Source organism: Pseudomonas sp. WJP1 (genome assembly GCF_028471945.1).
Taxonomy (GTDB): Bacteria; Pseudomonadota; Gammaproteobacteria; order Pseudomonadales; family Pseudomonadaceae; genus Aquipseudomonas.
In genome coordinates, this window is the sequence record NZ_CP110128.1 from 2,756,505 (window position 1) to 2,771,596 (window position 15,092).

Genomic DNA, 15,092 nt, shown 5'->3' on the forward strand with positions numbered 1-15,092 from the left:
ACTTGCCTTGGAAAACCGAGTGTCAGACGCCAGTGATGCTGGATGTTTTGGTCTCATCGCGAGCAGGCTCGCTCCCACAGGGAATCTCTGGTGAACACAAATTTGCGTACCGCAGAAATCCAATGTGGGAGCGGGCTTGCTCGCGAAGGCGGTGTATCAGCCCTCAAAAGGCTTAGATCCTGAAACTTCCCACCAGTTGGTTGAGCCGCGCCGCCTGCTGCTCAAGCTCAGTACAAGCTCGCAACGTCGCCTGCAAGTTCTCCACGCCTTGCTGGTTCAGCGCATTGATCTGCGTGATATCGACGTTCAAGGCCTCGACCACGGCAGTCTGTTCTTCGGTGGCGGCGGCGACGGACTGGTTGACGTTGTCGATCTCGCCGATGCGTTGGGTCACGCTGCTCAAGCGGCTGCCGGCGAGGTTGGCGATGGTGACGCTTTCTTCGCTGTGCTGCTGGCTTTCGGTCATGGTGGTGACCGAGTCGCGGGCGCCCACTTGCAGTTCCTCGATCATCTGCTGGATCTCCTGCGCCGAGGACTGGGTGCGGCCGGCCAGGCTGCGCACCTCGTCGGCCACCACGGCAAAGCCGCGGCCGGCTTCACCGGCCCGCGCCGCCTCGATGGCCGCATTGAGCGCCAGCAGGTTGGTCTGCTGGGAGATGCCCTTGATCACTTCGAGGATCTGCCCGATGTTCACGGTCTTGTCGTTGAGCACTTCGATGTTGACGCACGACGCGCTGATTTTTGCCGACAGTTCGTGCATTACATCTATGGTGCGTTGCACCACCTGGCGACCGTCCTCGGCCTGTTGCCTTGCACTGGAGGCCTGATGCGAGGCATCGGAGGCGTTGTTGGCGATTTCCTGGGCGGCAGCGCCCAACTGGTTGATCGCGGCGGCCACGCTGGTGGTGCGGGTGGCTTGATCGTCGAAATTGCCTAGCGACGAATTGGAGGCGTCCAGCACCCGGCGCGCGCCTTGGTTGACGCCATGGGCCGCCGACGACACTTCGCGGATCGAGTGATGGATACGCTCGACAAAACGGTTGAACGCCGTGGCCAACTGGCCGATTTCATCCCGTGACTGCACTTGCAGGCGCCGGGTCAAATCACCTTCGCCGAGCGAGATGTCCTCCATGACCCGGGTCAGCATTTGCAGCGGCCGGGTGATCCGGCGTGCCGTGTACCCGATCAGCAGCAGGCCAAGCAGGGCCGAGCCGCCACCGAGCAGCAGTTCCAGCGCAGTGCTTTGCACGCCCTGGGTATCGAGTTGCTTTTGCAGGGTGGCGACCGGTGCCAGCAATACTTCCTGCGGCACGCCGACCAGCACACCCCAGGGCGCGGCGCCGGTAATCGGTGGCAGCGGTTCGAGGACCTTGATTTGCTGTGGGTCGACAAACACCTTCGGCTGACCCAGGCGCAAGGCGTCCATCACCTGGGCATTGTCCATCGGTTGCCCGAGGCGGCTGATGTCCTGGCTGTTGGCGGAAATCACGCCACGGGGGCTGACGATGCTGATCTGGCCATGGCCGTCGAACAGCTGCAGCGCACTGGTCTCGCTGTTCTTTTGCAAGGCGGCGAGGTTGATGTCCAGACCGACCACGGCGATGACCTTGCCGTTCTCCAGCAGCGGAAAGGCGACGCTGGTCACCAGTTTGCGACTGCCCGATGCCTCGTCGAAGTAGGGCTCCAGCACGCAGGCCTGGCGGGTGTCGCGGGCGCAGGTGTAGAACGCGTTGTAGGGGGCGCCGCTGGGGCCTGGTTCGGTGTTGGCCAGCAGGCCTTCATCGCCGATCACCGCTTGCAGTTCACCGGGCTTGCTTTGCACCCAATACAGGGAGAAGCGACCGGTCTCGTTGCTGCCCAGCTCAGGCTTGTTGGCGAAGCCGGCATCGGCACCGTCCAGCGCGTCGGGTTCAAAAACGACGTAAAGCCCGAGCAGGTCGGGCTTGTCGATCAGGGCCTGTTGCAGCTGGGTGCTCAGCTCCTGGCGCAGTTGTTGGCGGGTCAGATTGCCCTGGTGCTGGAGTTGCCTGAGGTACAGCAAATACCGCGACAATCCCTGGCCGAATTCGTGGGTCTGCATGAAGGTGCGTTGCACTTGCATGGCCTGCACTTTACCCAGGGCCTGCATGTGTTCCCTGGCCGCGTCGGCGAGCATGTCGCTGCTGGCCCGGGCCACTTGCTGGCTGCTCTTGTGCGTCTGGTAAAGCGACAGGCCCATCAGCAAGCCCACCACCAACACCAGGCAGAGGCCGGCGAGCAGGGTGATCTTGCTCTGGATCGTGAGGAATCTTCTGTGCATGGGAAAGGCCTTTTTCCACGGGGGCAGCGGATGCGCCACTGCCCCGGCATGACTTAGAAAGAGCTGGCGAAAATCAGCTGGCTGTAGAGGTTCTTGTCGTTGTTGCCCAACTGCGTACCGCCCTGGTCGGCGCTCTTGTCCGGCTGGAACAGACCAACCAGCGGCATCACCGTGATGTGGTCGTTGAGGTGCCATTCGGCGTACAGGTCGACTTCGTGGCCATCAGTGTTGCCCAGGTCGCGGTCGATAGTGTCGAAGTTGAAGTACATCGCGCCGACGGTCAGGTTCTCCAGTGGCGAGACGGTGAACTTGAGTTGCTGGATGCGCGAGTTGGTGTTGAACGGGCCGGCGTAGTTGCCCGCCACTTCACCCTGGAACCAGGTACCGAAACCACGGCTGAACCCGTAGAACAGGGTGTCGTAGCCTTCCGAGAAACGGCTGTAGCGGTAGCCGGCATACGGCGTCCATGGCGCCTCGGAGAAGGTCCAGCCGGCTTCCAGGTACCAGGCGTCTTCGGTGGCCGTGTGGGGTTTGTCCTGCTTGGCGTATTCGCCGGAGAGGAACAGGTCCTTGACCCCGGCGTTGCCGGTCGCGCGCAGGCTGTAGGTCTTCATGCCATCGCGTTCGAGTTGCGCGGGGGAGGCGAACTCCTCATCGACGTCCTTGGTGTCGATGTAGGTCAGGCCGACGGTCCCGGCCTCGGCCACGTGTTCCAGGGTACCGACGTACATTTCAGTCTTGGCCTGGGCGCGGTTGTTGGATTTCAACCACATCAGGTCGCTGCGCCAGCCCTCCTTGCCGCCGATACGCAACACCGCGGTTTCGTCGAAGGCCTTGCGCGCCGCCAGCCAGTAGGCGCCACCGCGGTTGAACTCGCCGTCGGCCAGGCCTTTGCCCAGGTTCAGTGCGTCGCCGTTGATCAGGAAGCCGTCGCCGACCACGATGTTCTGGCGGCCGAAAGACAGGTCGATGCCGTCGGCACCCAGCACCGGAAACAGATCGCTCGAGCGCCAGCCGAGGTAGGCGTCTTCGAACTTGGTGGTGCGTTCCGAACCGTCGGTGAAGCCGGCGGCGTCACCGTCACCCCAAGTGCCGGAGCTGAGCATGTTCGCCGCGCCGTAGGCGGTGCCGACCCCCGCCAGGCCCTGGTCGAAGCTCAGGCCGTACTTGATGTAGCCCTCGCGCCACGAAGACGAACCTTCGTCGAGACGACCCGACAGGGCGTAGTTTTCCTGGCTGTGGAACACGCCGAAAACCGCTTCCAGGGTGGCGTTCAGATGACTGTCGTCACTGGCGTAGAGTTCGTAGGCGCTCGCCTGGCCGGCACTGATCATCAACGCCAGCGTAGAGAGGCGAAGCAAGGGGGACTTGAGCATGGTGTGGCATCCGTTCTTGTTCTTGAGCGCAGGGTTGCGGTCGCTCCAGATACTAATGCCGGGATTTTTTGCGCCTTGTTGCCTCGGTGCCAAAGAGTTGGTTGTGCTTGCCAGATTGCATGGCAGGGTGACAGTGCACACATGGGTGCACTGGTTGAGAAGGGAGTTTTTCTGACTAGAAAGAGAGGTAGCAGAACACTATCGAATTCTTCTCAGGTTCATGGCTTTCAACTTCCTGAGCATGCCCATGACATCGCGCAGGACAGGCGTCCTGTCGAACAGGGACAGCGCATGCAAGTCAGTGCGAGAGGGTCTCTGATAGCCCAGGTTCCAGGTGAAATAGTAGGCCTGAACATCTTTGTTCGAATGAATGAGCGTATTGAGGGCGGCGTCATAGTGCATCGGCCCGCCGTCAGGATGCCCTGGCGGGCGCTCCAGGATCTGCAGCAGGAAATCGCGCAACCGGGTAATGCATTTGCCGTTTACCGCATAGAAATGCGACAGGTGTATGGGCTGGTCGACCGCTTTCCAGGTGGGCGAGCTTGAGTCGCCTTCGAACGGATGGCCAAAGTAGGCGATGTCCCACTCCATGCCTTCCAGGGACTCGATGGCCTGTTTGCCATATTCGGGAATGCGCCTGGAAAACTGTATGTCATCCTCCAGGATCAGGATGTTTTTGACATTCAGGCGGATCGCTTCTTCCAGGATCCCCAGGTGACTCATGAAGCAGCCCCTGGCCCCGAGGCTCGGGAAGCCATTGTCCTCACTGGGCGTTACAGCCGGGAAAAAGCTGACTTTTTCATGATCAAAGGGAAAACCGTTGCGCGCGAATTCTTGTACCGTTTCTACGCGGCGATCCTTTCTTGACACAATATTGACGATTCTTGTTCGATCAAAATAGTCGGTCACATTCATCCAGCAGTTCCTCAGCGCAGGTGATCAGGGCGGCTGGATTGCAGTATAGGCAGAACTTTGGATCAAGCCTGGCTATCGCTGACCGCGCCCGCGCAGCAGTTTGGCAGAACCGCCAACACAACTGGCACGCAGGGCAAAACCTGCGTGCCACCGACCACCGACAATCCCCCTCAACCTGCCGAAGCACCAAAGCCTCGGCACTTTCAGTGTTGGCGTTCGCCTTGATTGCGAACGCGCGGATTTTCAAGGTCGTTTGCCATGTTCACCACCCTGCGTTTGTCCCTGGTTGCTGTGTTGTCCGTCACTCTGGCGCAGGCCGCCGTCGCTGCCGACTGCGCACCGCAGCAGCAACGTGGCGCCGAACTGTTCGCCAATGAGTGCGGGGTCTGCCATGCGGTGAGCAAAGGCACGACGGGCATGATGGGGCCGAACCTGGCAGGTGTGGTGGGGCGCAAGTCCGGCTCTCTGGAAGGCTTCAACTACTCGCAAGCCATGCGCAACAAGAACATCGACTGGCAAGCCGAGAACATCGCGCAACTGATCACGCAACCCCAGGCCTATGTGCCTGGCACCTACATGCCCTACATGGGCATGGCCTCGGCAGATGATCGCCAGGCGGTGGTGTGCTTCCTCAAAGAACAACACTAATTGACGCTTTCGCCGGCCCGCCGGCTCGTCCATCTAATGAAAGGTGATTTATGAGCAACGTTGAAATCCTGCCGCAGGTTGCTGCATTCCTCGATCGCCAACACGGCTGCTTTATCGATGGCCAGTGGGTGTTTGCCGAAGGCCAACACATTGCCGTGGTCAACCCGGCCACCGGGCAAACCCTGTGCGAAACCCTCGACGCGCCCCTGGAAATCGTCGAGCGCGCCGTGCAATCGTCGCACCAGGCTTTCAAGTCCGGCGTGTGGTCGGGCCTGCGCCCAGCGGACCGTGAGCGCATCCTGCTGAACTTCACCCGCCTGGTGGAAGAGCATGCCGAAGAGCTGGCGCAGCTGGAAACCCTGAGCCAGGGCAAGTCGATCAACATGGCCCGCGCGCTGGACCTGAACGCCACCGTGGAATTCATGCGCTACATGTCCGGCTGGGCAACCAAGATCGAAGGTCAGACCTTCGACGTGTCGATCCCGCTGCCGCCGGGTGCCAAGTTCACGGCGTTCACCAAGCGTGAGCCGGTGGGCGTCGTGGTCGGCATCGTGCCGTGGAACTTCCCGCTGCTGATCGCCGCCTGGAAACTGATGCCGGCGCTCGCCACCGGTTGCACGGTGATCATCAAGCCGGCGATGGAAACCCCATTGACCGCCATGCGCCTGGCCGAACTGGCCCTCGAAGCGGGCATTCCGGCCGGTGTGTTCAACGTGGTGACCGGTGGCGGTGCCTCGGTCGGCGGCGTGCTGACTGCGCACCCGCTGGTGAGCAAAGTGTCGTTCACTGGCTCCACCGCCGTGGGCAAGAGCGTCGGTGTGGCGTGTATGGAAAACATGACGCGCTTCTCCCTGGAGCTGGGCGGTAAGAACCCGATGATCGTGCTCGCCGATGCCGACATCGAAAAAGCCGTGCAGGGTGCGATCCTCGGCGGCCTGCTGAACAATGGCCAGGTGTGCGCGGCGGCTTCGCGCTTCTACGTGCATCGCTCGATCCACGACAAATTCGTCGAGGCCCTGGCCGCAGCGGTCTCGGCGATGCCGATTGGTGCGGGCATGAACTGCGCGGCGGCGATCAACCCGCTGGTGTCGCGCAAGCAGCAGCAGAGCGTGCTCAAGCATATCGAGCTGGCCCGCCAGGAAGGTGCACGAGTAGTGGCTGGCGGCGAGTTGCTGGAAGGCGAGGGTTTCTTTGTCCAGCCGACCATCCTCGCCGACATCGACCACAGCATGGCCATTGCGCGCGAAGAGGTGTTCGGCCCGGTGCTGGGTGTGATGCCGTTTGACGATGAAGACGCGGTTATCGCGCTGGCCAACGACAACCGTTACGGTTTGGCTGCCAGCCTGTGGACCAACGATCTGGGCAAGGCGATGAACCTGGTGCCGCGCATCGAAGCGGGTACGGTTTGGGTCAACGCCCATGTATTGCTTGACCCGGCGATGCCGTTTGGTGGCGTCAAGCAGTCGGGTATGGGGCGTGAGTTTGGTCGTGCGGTGATTGAGGCCTATACCGAGCTCAAGTCGGTGTGTATCGCTCACTGATGAACCTGGTTGAGGTTTTACCGAGTACATATCCATTGCTGCGGTAACGGCTACTTAGGGTTTCGCCCTTACGGCGACTCACTTTTTCAAACGCCAAAAAGTAAGCAAAAGGCTTTGCCCCACCACTCGGTGCCTCGCTAAGGCTCGGCATGCCCTCACTCCGGCATTGCTCCGTGGGTCGCCGCGATGGGCCATCCCTGGCCCAGCGCGGCTAAACCGGCGTCCTGCCGGTTTCCCCACTGCGCAATGCCTGCGTTCGGCCATCGTGGTTAACGGGGCACCCAGATCAAAAGCCAAAGCGAGGCGGCCTGACAGCCGACCTGACTTTTACGGCTGTACCTGATTCCCTGTGGGAGCCAGCCTGCTGGCGATGGACGTCAACGATAACGCGGCCTGTCTGGATGAACACGTTGCCTGGGATTCCATCGCGAGCATGCTCGCTCCTACAGTGGTCACGCTGCTGGCGGCGGTTTCGCCAGTTCTATCCCCGCAGCACCCAGCCGCTTGAGAATCTCGAACAGCAGCTCGCTCTTGATCGCGGTAACCATACGCGGGCTGTTGACGTAGCCGGTGACGGTCAGGGTAATGCCTTCGGGCTTGAGCTGGCTGAAGCGCACCACCGGCGCCGGCTTTTCCAGAATGGTCTCGTGCTCGCTGAAGGTGTCGTACAGCAGGCCGCGTACTTGTTCGGGGTCGATGTCCAGCGGGAACATCAGTTCAAGGGTCGCCACCCCTTGGGCGCTGCCGCCGAGGGTGACGTTGCGCAGGTTCTGCGAGATCAATTGCGAGTTGGGCACGATCACGATCGAGCGGTCGGCCAGCTGTATTTCGGTGGCTCGCACGTTGATCCGGCGGATGTCGCCTTCGACCCCGCTGATGCTGATCAGGTCGCCGACTTTCACCGGGCGTTCGGTCAACAGGATGATGCCGGAGACGAAGTTCTTGACGATTTCCTGCAGGCCGAAGCCGATGCCCACCGACAGGGCGCTGACGATCCAGGCCAGGTTGGTCCACTGCACCCCCAGCGATGACAGGGTCAGCAGGAGCACCAGGGCATAGCCGATGTTGGAAAACAGCGTGCTCAGCGAGGCGCACATGCCGGGGTCCATTTCGGTTTTCGGCAGGAACTCGTTGTCCAGCCAGCGTCGCAGCGAACGGATCAGGTAGAGGCCGATGACCACGGCGAGCACAGCATGCAACAGGTTGGCCGGGACGATGTTGAGTTTGCGCAGGCCGTCGCCGCCGAGCATGGCGAGGATGTTGGTGGCCAGTTGTCCGAGTGTCGAGCCGATCCCGCCCACCATCAGGGTGATCAGCGCGATCAGCAGCAACGTGGCGCGTCCGGCACCGGACAGGATGACCGAAATCTGTTCCAGCCGCGTATCGCCGATGCCCAGCAACTGTTTGAGGGTCTTGCCGGTGGAGTGGCGGGGGGAAAACAGGTGTTCGCAGCCGTCTCTGAACAGCTGGGTCAGCAAGTAGAAGCCGGCGAATATGATGAAAAACCAGACCAGTTCGTAAGTGATGAAGCGTGACAGCGATATGTAGCCGGTGAGCAAGGCCAGGAGTGAAACCACGATCGCAATGCTGGCGAACGTATAAATCACCCCGGCCAAGGTCCGGCCAGCTTCGGGGGCGATGCCCGCCGAGACCATGTCCCGGCGGGTTTTGTTGACCCGCAACAGCAGCATGGCAATCATTGCCGAGACGATCAACGCGACCATTCCGCGGACGGAGATCACCAGCCCCGGGCTCATGCCGGTGACATTGGTGATCTGCGCCAGTGACACCAGCACCAGCAGTGCCCAGGCCAGGCGTGTGGGGTAGGGCTTGATCGCCAGGGCGAGCGGATCGGCAAGGGCTGGCAGGCGCCATGATGGGTGTTGAGTGGACAGCAGCGCTCGGCTCAGGCCGGTGATCAGCACGCAGGTGTAGACGATCTTTTCGAAGTCCTGGGAAAACCCGATGAGTTGCGGCGTCAGGGGCAGCTCTCGGGTGATGGTAAAAAACAGTAATTGCAGGGCAATCCAGGCGGACAGGATCGTGGCCACCACCGAGGCCAGCGCCAGGGCGCTGCGTCGCAGGCGACCTTCGGGCATTCGGTGAATGCACAACCAGGTCAGCCCGCGCTCGGCGACTCGACGACCGAAGATCCAGAAAACCAGGGCCATGGTGAGCAACAAACTGGTCACCAGGCGTTCACCCGGCCGCCAGGTGGCGGCAAGTGTGGTGCGGATCTGTTCGATGAACGCGTTGAATTTTTGCCGGTCATCCACTGGCGGGTTGAACAACGTTGTCCAGAACCACGGATTGAGCACGCTGCGCGTCTGCTGGGTCACTTCGGTTTCCAGCAGGTTGCGGCGGATGGCGGCAATCTGGGTCAGCAGTTCGGTGGCGCTGGCCTTTAAGGTTGCCAGGGTCGTCAGCCTGGAGTCGACACGGTTCTTTTGCTCGGTGAGGGCTGTCCTCTGGCTGGCAATTTCGGATTTCTCGGGCCCGGCATCGGCCAAGGGCGTAGGTCCCAGTACCCCCAGCTGTGCCTGCAACTGTGCCTGTTCGGGCATTAACAGCGCCGTGAGCCGGTCAACTTCGCGGACAAGGGCCTGGACCAGATCCTGCGGGCCTTCCAGTTGACTGTAGTTGGTGGCCAGGGACACCTGCTGTTTGAGACTGCCGAGTTGGCCCATCAGCGCGTCCAGGTCACTTTCGGAAACGCTGGCGGATGCAGGCGTAGCTGGTGCGGAAGGGGGGTCGAGCGGTGGCGCCGCCGACAGCATCCCGACGTTCGGACCGAATAGAAAAGCGATGAGAATCACGAGGCTCAAGGCATGGCGCATCGGAGTGCTCGACTGGTTGTGTGTCACTCAGCCTATGAGGTTAGGTCATGACTCACGTTATCGAGGCTTTTTTGGACGGATGTGCAACGGTGCTGTAGACGTCGGATCGTTCAGGTATAGGCCAGCAATCGGCCGCAGAGGATCACGCTGACCCAAAGCGCGATTGAAAACAGTGCCTGCAGCTTGGCCACGCCCGGTGCCGGGTGGCCGGTATCCCACGCTGTCACGGAACGGTACACGCCAACATGGAACAACACGGCGTTGAGACCCGCCGTGGCAATCAGGCACAGCTTGAGGATGAATATGTCATTGGAGGCGAAGTCGTGGGGGTGAGCGGAAAACATCATCAGCCCGGCCGGAACGATCAACAGCAAAGCCGCAACGGACCATGGCAGGAGATGGCGGGCGAGGGCCGTCACCTGAATATTGCGCGATACGCCCAGTACCCGCAGATCGAACATCACCACTGAACCGACCAGTATCGCGAAGCCGAGGATGTGCACCACTTCCACCAACGGGTACAGCCACAGATCACCGCGCATGGCTGACCCGAGCGACGAGTCACTCAGCCAGTCCATCCAGCCCTGGTTGCTTTCCATCAGCGCAACTCGGTGGTTTTGTCGCCGATCGTGATGCGTTCTGCGCGTAACTCATCGGGTTTGTTGCGGTTCTGATAACCGACTACGCTGGCTTGGGTGCCGACCGCCAGCATGTCCCTGGACAGCCCACGGTTCTCCATGCGCGAGGGCGGTGCGAGCACCACGTTCCAGGTCTTGCCAGCCGTCTTGAGGTTTATGAAACCGTGGGGGTGGGAGTAACCGGACGCTTCGATGGTGCCGCTCAGTTGCAAGGGTTTGCTGGAGTCGTACTCGCTCCAGCCGTGATGGGCGAACGCCGCCGTAGCCACCAACAGCAATGACACGCCAAAGCCCTTGAGCATGATGTTCATCACAGGGGTCTCCTGTTGCAGAGGTTCCGGATCGATGTTTTTCAGGATAGTTGGTGCATTTCGGCGGCCGGAACACCCCGACCAAAAGAATGTTTCAGTCTGTGACGCAGGACTCGCAAGGCTCGGCAGGCCTGCAACGGAACCATGTTCTACGCTTACCCGCAGTCGGCACCCATAAAAACAATGTAAAAGGGAGAAACACCATGTCCGCTTTGCTTCGTAGCCTGAGTCATCGCCTGGTTGTGGGCCTTGTCGCCGCCACACTCACGACGTCGGCGCTGGCGCTGGATACCGTCAAGTTCATGGCCCCCGGTTCCGTAGGCGGCGGCTATGACCAGACGGCCCGGGTGCTCGGCAAAGCCCTGATCGAGGCCAACGCTGCCAAGGCCGTCACCTTTGAGAACAAGGGCGGCGCGGGCGGTACGCTGGGGCTGGCGCAATTTGCCAACAGCACCAAGGGCGATCCGAATGCGCTGCTGGTGGTCGGTGCGATCATGGTCGCGGGCATCGAGCAGAACAAACCGCAGATCAGCTTGAAGGACGTGACGCCGATCGCCCGGCTGTTCACCGAGTACAACGTGATCGCGGTGCGCAAGGATTCGCCCTACAAGACCCTCGATGACCTGGTCAAGGACTTCAAGGCCAAGCCCACCAGCGTTACCTGGGGCGGTGGTTCCAAAGGTTCGATCGATCACATCGGCATCGCCGAACTGGCCGGCAAGCTGGATGTTCCGGTCAACAAGGTCAATTACATCGCCACCGGCGGTGGGGGTGAAATCGTCGCCCAGACCTTGGGCGGTCAAATCAAAGTGCTGACCGGTGGATATGCCGAACTGGGTCAATACATCAAGAATGGCCAGATCCGCGTGCTCGCCATCGGCGCACCCGAACGCGTGCCCGGGATCGATGCTCCGACCCTCAAGGAAAGCGGCTACGACGTGATCATCGGCAACTGGCGGGGTGTCTATGGCGCGGCGGGCCTTACGCCCGAGCAGCGCAAGGAAGTGACCGACGCCGTGTTGGCCGCCAGCAAAAGCAAAGTCTGGCAAGACAACCTGCAAATCAATGCCTGGACGGAGAGCGTGCTGACCGGTGACGATTTCGGCAAGTTCGTCGACGAAGAACACGTGCGGTTGCGCGCGATGCTGGTCAAGGTCGGGTTGCTTTGAAATGACCGGATCGCGCACTGTCGTGCCGACCCAATTGGCCATCGGCGTTAGCCTGATTGTCCTCAGCGTCGTGCTGGCGGTGGGCGCCTGGCGCTTTCCGCCGGAGATGGGGTTCGTCATCCTGCCGGCCTATGTCTATCCCTTCCTGGTCGCGGGGTTTCTGGGGGCGGTGGGCCTGTTGTTGAGCTATCAGGCGGTCAGCGGCGGTTTTCGCGAACTGGATGACCAACCAGCCCCCACCGTGGCGGGTGGCAAGGCCGGCGCAGCCTGGGTCACCGCAGGTTTGATCGGTGTGGCGGTGCTCATCAATCTCATCGGTTTCGTGCTGGCGGCCGGCTTGCTGTTTGCCTGTTCGGCGCGGGGCTTTGGCAGTCGTCATCCGCTGCGTGACCTGGCCATCGGCATGGCCCTGACCCTGCCGATCTACTGGTTGTTCAATGCCGGGCTGGGGGTTTCCCTGCCGCCGCTGGTCAACGCCTGGATCTGATCCAAGGAGATCGACTGCATGGACATTCTCGCCAGCCTGGCGATGGGGTTTTCCGCGGCGCTGACGCCGATCAATCTGCTGTGGGGCTTCATCGGCTGCCTGCTCGGCACCGCCATCGGCGTGTTGCCGGGGATCGGGCCGGCGCTGACGGTGGCCTTGCTGTTGCCGATCACCGCCAAGGTCGATCCCACGGGCGCCCTGATCATGTTCGCCGGGATCTACTACGGCGCGCAGTTCGGCGGCTCCACCACCTCGATCCTGCTCAATACCCCCGGTGAGTCGTCCTCCATGGTCACGGCCCTGGAAGGTAACCTCATGGCGCGCAATGGCCGGGCCGGGCCGGCGCTGGCCACGGCGGCGATCGGCTCCTTCGTTGCTGGCACCATTGCGACCATCCTGCTGACGTTGTTCGCACCGGTGGTGGCCAGGCTGGCGCTGAATTTCGGGCCGGCGGAGTATTTTGCGATCCTGGTGCTGTCCTTCACCACGGTGTCGGCGGTACTCGGCGCCTCGATGCTGCGTGGCTTTGCTTCACTGGGGATCGGATTGACCATCGGCCTGATCGGCCTCGACTCGACGTCGGGCATTGCCCGCTACACCCTCGGCGTGCCGGAAATGGTCGATGGCATCGAGGTGGTGCTGGTGGCGGTCGGTTTGTTCGCGGTCGGCGAAGCCTTGTACAGCCTGCTTTATCAAACCGAGCAAGCGGAAGGCCGGCATCGCCTGACGTCATTGTGGATGACCCGCGCCGACTGGAAGCGCTCGGTGCCGGCCTGGTTACGCGGCACGTTGATCGGTTTCCCGTTCGGTTCGATTCCGGCTGGCGGGGCGGAGATCCCGACTTTTCTGTCCTATTCCACCGAACGTAAACTCAGCAAGTACCCGAAAGAGTTTTCGGCCAACAAAGGCCAGGGAGCCATCGAAGGGGTGGCCGGCCCGGAAGCGGCCAACAACGCGAGCGCCACGGGCTCTTTGGTGCCGTTGCTGACCCTGGGCATACCGACGTCCGCCACGGCGGCGATCCTGTTGGCAGCGTTCCAGAACTACAACCTGCAACCGGGGCCGATGCTCTTCGAAACCTCCGCCGACCTGGTCTGGACCCTGGTGGCCTCGCTGTACATCGGCAACGTCATCCTGCTGGTATTGAACCTGCCGTTGGTGGGCTTGTGGGTCAAGCTGCTGCAGATCCCCCGGCCGTACCTCAACGCCGGGATCCTGGTGTTCGCCACCATCGGCGTCTATGGCATGCGCCATTCTTCCTTCGACCTGCTGCTGATGCTGGGCATCGGTTGGGCTGGGGTGCTGATGCGGCGCTTCGATTTCCCGGTGGCGCCGGTGATCGTCGGCATGCTGCTCGGCCCGATGGCCGAGAAACAGCTGCGCAATGCCCTGTCCATCAGTGAGGGCGACTGGACGGTGTTTTTGACCCAGCCCATCTCGGCGGTGTTCATGGCCCTGACGCTGCTGGTGCTGGTGGTGCCGCCTCTGCTGCATGCCCGGGGTATCAAGTTGCACGAAGACGATTGAGTGCTGCAGCTTTTTTTGGGGGGGAGGGCGTAGTTGTGCCAGGCGACACCTGTCTTGAAAAACGCCGGAAGCAATCTATGGTGAATTCAATATCGGCTGGTGCCCGACGGGGCCCTCGAGGTGAAAGCGTGCCAAATGAGCTTTTCCGATTTCGACTTTGCCGGCAAGCGCAAGCAAACGCGCCGCGACTCCTTGCCGATGTTGACTGAGCCGTATTGCCCAAAGGCTGGCGGTGGTCGCAAGCCGTATCCGCTGGAAACCATGCTGTTTGCCCTGTCAAAAGGATTTATGCCAAATGTCCAATTCTTTAAATTCAGATCGGCAGGTGTTTGATTCGCAGGTTTCAACGCCATCGATATCGTTTGTTTGTTGTATTGAAAGTGGGCGGCTTGAAAGTCAAACTCTCCTTATGATCAAGACACTCAGGAAGTTTGGCGGTCGGTTGGCAAATTGTACGGTGTTTGCAGTAAAGGCGCGTCTGGGTGCACCCCTGTCGCAAACAACGTTGCGCGCAATGCGCGAGTTGAATGTAACTTACGTCGATGACAGTGCCTATAATGTGGCGCCTTGGTTCAACTATTCAAACAAGCCGGCAGCGGTATATTGGGCGCAACGTAATGCAACAACGGATCTGATTTCCTGGCTTGATAGTGACATTTTGATCGCGTCGGAGCCATCGGGGCTGCTGTTGGAATCAGGCGTTGATTTTGCCGCCCGTGCAGAATATCTTCCGCCTGCCATTCATGAAGGGGATGCAAAGAATACGCCTTACTGGCGATCGCTGTGCAAGTTAATAGGTGCCAATTTCGATGAGCTTCCATGGATATCACTGGATAGTCCGGTGGTGAAAATGCGCGCATTCTTCAACTCGGGTGCCTTTGTCTGGCGTAGAAGCAGTTGTTTTGCTGAAAGCTATGTTTCAGCATTCGAAAAGTTACTGAAAAGTAAGCTGGCCAGTAGTTCAGGGTCTGCATGGTATGCCGACCAGGTTGTTATTTCTCCCGTGCTGGTAAAACATGATATCAGCTGGCGCCACTTGAGCCTTGTGGAGCATCACATGGTGTTTCCTGGGCATATCGTCGGCCCATCAGCGACACCGTCCATGAAAAATTCAAGCATCATTCATTATTCCGGGTCGCTTTCGGGTGACTCGGAGCCCGCAATGTTGGAGCGCCTCATTAATGAAATACCCCATGTCCATAAAGAGCTGATGGCACACAGGGTAAGCAGTGAAGCGCCCAGGAAAAATGTTATTTGGTTCCCGTTACGTGTCTTGAGGAAAATCAGGCTTTGGTATTTCTTGAAATCCCTTGATGTTTCAGAAACGGGTGTATGACAAAGCGT

General features: G+C 60.6%; 12 protein-coding genes and 2 pseudogenes. 7 read left to right on the forward strand and 7 right to left on the reverse strand.

What is annotated here, in order from left to right:
- Positions 1-172: 172 nt before the first annotated feature.
- The 4 genes and pseudogenes from OH720_RS31860 to OH720_RS12555 all read right to left on the reverse strand — a co-directional run bounded on the left by OH720_RS31860 (position 173) and on the right by OH720_RS12555 (position 4,590).
- Positions 173-1,084, reverse strand: a complete 912-nt coding sequence (locus OH720_RS31860) for a methyl-accepting chemotaxis protein (RefSeq protein ID WP_442967313.1) — start codon at positions 1,082-1,084, stop codon at positions 173-175.
- Positions 1,079-2,299, reverse strand: a pseudogene (locus tag OH720_RS31865) (PDC sensor domain-containing protein); the annotation flags it as partial. The pseudogene OH720_RS31865 and the gene OH720_RS31860, both read right to left, overlap by 6 nt.
- 53 nt (positions 2,300-2,352) lie before the next feature.
- The gene (locus tag OH720_RS12550; RefSeq protein ID WP_180206258.1) at positions 2,353-3,675 is read right to left on the reverse strand and encodes a hypothetical protein; all 1,323 of its coding nucleotides are present in this window, start codon (positions 3,673-3,675) and stop codon (positions 2,353-2,355) included.
- Between the two features lie 198 nt (positions 3,676-3,873).
- The gene (locus OH720_RS12555) at positions 3,874-4,590 is read right to left on the reverse strand and encodes a glycosyltransferase family 25 protein (protein ID WP_272605866.1); all 717 of its coding nucleotides are present in this window, start codon (positions 4,588-4,590) and stop codon (positions 3,874-3,876) included.
- Between the two features lie 258 nt (positions 4,591-4,848).
- On the opposite strand from OH720_RS12555, the gene OH720_RS12560 reads away from it, so the two are divergent.
- On the forward strand, positions 4,849-5,238 hold the full coding sequence (locus tag OH720_RS12560) for a c-type cytochrome (RefSeq protein WP_272605867.1): 390 nt from the start codon (positions 4,849-4,851) through the stop codon (positions 5,236-5,238).
- A gap of 50 nt (positions 5,239-5,288) precedes the next feature.
- A complete protein-coding gene (locus tag OH720_RS12565) occupies positions 5,289-6,779 on the forward strand; it encodes an aldehyde dehydrogenase family protein (RefSeq protein WP_272605868.1) in 1,491 nt (496 codons plus the stop codon).
- Between the two features lie 452 nt (positions 6,780-7,231).
- Here OH720_RS12565 and OH720_RS12570 read toward each other — a convergent pair whose 3' ends face one another.
- From OH720_RS12570 to OH720_RS12580, 3 genes are all read right to left on the reverse strand, one after another.
- Positions 7,232-9,616: a DUF3772 domain-containing protein gene (locus tag OH720_RS12570; protein WP_272605869.1), complete on the reverse strand. Its 2,385-nt coding sequence runs from the start codon at positions 9,614-9,616 to the stop codon at positions 7,232-7,234.
- Positions 9,617-9,726: 110 nt separating this feature from the next.
- Positions 9,727-10,215 carry a DUF6644 family protein gene (locus tag OH720_RS12575; RefSeq protein WP_272605870.1) on the reverse strand — a complete coding sequence of 163 codons (489 nt, stop codon included), beginning with the start codon at positions 10,213-10,215 and terminating at the stop codon, positions 9,727-9,729.
- Positions 10,215-10,565, reverse strand: coding sequence for a DUF6152 family protein (locus tag OH720_RS12580; RefSeq protein WP_272605871.1), 351 nt, complete (start codon positions 10,563-10,565; stop codon positions 10,215-10,217). Before OH720_RS12580 ends, OH720_RS12575 begins: the two co-directional genes overlap by 1 nt.
- A 203-nt stretch (positions 10,566-10,768) precedes the next feature.
- On the opposite strand from OH720_RS12580, the gene OH720_RS12585 reads away from it, so the two are divergent.
- The 5 genes and pseudogenes from OH720_RS12585 to OH720_RS12605 all read left to right on the forward strand — a co-directional run bounded on the left by OH720_RS12585 (position 10,769) and on the right by OH720_RS12605 (position 15,084).
- Entirely contained in the window at positions 10,769-11,734 is a 966-nt protein-coding gene (locus OH720_RS12585; protein ID WP_272605872.1) for a Bug family tripartite tricarboxylate transporter substrate binding protein, read from the forward strand.
- Position 11,735: 1 nt separating this feature from the next.
- Positions 11,736-12,221, forward strand: a complete 486-nt coding sequence (locus tag OH720_RS12590) for a tripartite tricarboxylate transporter TctB family protein (RefSeq protein WP_272605873.1) — start codon at positions 11,736-11,738, stop codon at positions 12,219-12,221.
- 18 nt (positions 12,222-12,239) lie between these two features.
- Positions 12,240-13,748 (forward strand): tripartite tricarboxylate transporter permease, encoded by a 1,509-nt coding sequence (locus tag OH720_RS12595; protein WP_180206270.1) that lies wholly within the window; start codon positions 12,240-12,242, stop codon positions 13,746-13,748.
- Positions 13,749-13,883: 135 nt separating this feature from the next.
- Positions 13,884-14,015 (forward strand): annotated as a pseudogene (locus OH720_RS12600) (IS5/IS1182 family transposase); the annotation flags it as partial.
- A 28-nt stretch (positions 14,016-14,043) separates the two neighbouring features.
- Complete coding sequence (locus OH720_RS12605; protein ID WP_272605874.1) at positions 14,044-15,084, forward strand: hypothetical protein; 1,041 nt, start codon at positions 14,044-14,046, stop codon at positions 15,082-15,084.
- Positions 15,085-15,092: the final 8 nt, after the last annotated feature.

Coding starts and splice junctions, on each gene's coding strand:
- OH720_RS12560 (WP_272605867.1), top strand. CDS start 4,849: ATGTTCACCACCCTGCGTTTGTCCCTGGTTGCTGTGTTGTCCGTCACT.
- OH720_RS12565 (WP_272605868.1), top strand. CDS start 5,289: ATGAGCAACGTTGAAATCCTGCCGCAGGTTGCTGCATTCCTCGATCGC.
- OH720_RS12555 (WP_272605866.1), bottom strand. CDS start 4,590: ATGAATGTGACCGACTATTTTGATCGAACAAGAATCGTCAATATTGTG.
- OH720_RS12570 (WP_272605869.1), bottom strand. CDS start 9,616: ATGCGCCATGCCTTGAGCCTCGTGATTCTCATCGCTTTTCTATTCGGT.
- OH720_RS12580 (WP_272605871.1), bottom strand. CDS start 10,565: ATGAACATCATGCTCAAGGGCTTTGGCGTGTCATTGCTGTTGGTGGCT.
- OH720_RS12590 (WP_272605873.1), top strand. CDS start 11,736: ATGACCGGATCGCGCACTGTCGTGCCGACCCAATTGGCCATCGGCGTT.
- OH720_RS12595 (WP_180206270.1), top strand. CDS start 12,240: ATGGACATTCTCGCCAGCCTGGCGATGGGGTTTTCCGCGGCGCTGACG.
- OH720_RS12605 (WP_272605874.1), top strand. CDS start 14,044: ATGTCCAATTCTTTAAATTCAGATCGGCAGGTGTTTGATTCGCAGGTT.
- OH720_RS12550 (WP_180206258.1), bottom strand. CDS start 3,675: ATGCTCAAGTCCCCCTTGCTTCGCCTCTCTACGCTGGCGTTGATGATC.
- OH720_RS12575 (WP_272605870.1), bottom strand. CDS start 10,215: ATGGAAAGCAACCAGGGCTGGATGGACTGGCTGAGTGACTCGTCGCTC.
- OH720_RS12585 (WP_272605872.1), top strand. CDS start 10,769: ATGTCCGCTTTGCTTCGTAGCCTGAGTCATCGCCTGGTTGTGGGCCTT.